At 73.6% G+C, this 545-nt stretch carries 1 protein-coding gene and 1 pseudogene; one reads left to right on the plus strand and one right to left on the minus strand.

The window, feature by feature from the left end; genetic code table 11:
* Positions 1-205 (plus strand): annotated as a pseudogene (locus CCN29_RS33600) (hypothetical protein); the annotation flags it as partial.
* 83 nt (positions 206-288) lie between these two features.
* Here the strand turns inward: CCN29_RS33600 and CCN29_RS33605 are convergent.
* On the minus strand, positions 289-545 hold a 257-nt coding region (locus CCN29_RS33605), incomplete at its 5' end, for a putative PEP-binding protein (protein ID WP_442538668.1).

A 545-nucleotide genomic window follows, 5' to 3' on the forward strand; every position in this document is an offset into this window, starting at 1 on the left:
CACCAGCACACCGGGCGCCCCGGACCGCATCCACGGCTGGCGCATCCGCAGCAACGGACTCCTCCCCCTCACCGCGGGAGAGGTCTTCGACGCCTACTGCACCGACACCGAGACCGGCGAGATCATCCCGCCCGAGTCCAACGTCGACTACTGCGCGTCACCCGACCTCACGGACACCGACCCCGGCCCGGACCACCACCACTGACCCGGACGACACCCGGACAGCGCGAGGGGCGCCCCACCGCAGTGGAGCGCCCCGAGCCCAAGGCCGTACCGGCCCGGCGAGGACTACTCGCCCGACAGCACCGCCTGCGCCGCGTTCCGCGCCTCGTCCGCGCTGTCCGCGGCCCGCGCGGCAGCGGCCGCCCGCTCGCACTGCGCCAGCGTGAACTTCGCCAGCGACGCCCGCACATACGGAATCGACGCCGCACCCATCGACAGGGAGGTGACACCCAGCCCTGTCAGCACACACGCCAGAAGCGGATCCGACGCCGCCTCACCGCACACACCGCAGCTCTTGCCCTCGGCCCGCGCCGCCTCCGCCG

It is taken from the genome of Streptomyces pseudogriseolus, from assembly GCA_002154585.1.
GTDB classification, from domain to species: Bacteria; Actinomycetota; Actinomycetes; order Streptomycetales; family Streptomycetaceae; genus Streptomyces; species Streptomyces pseudogriseolus.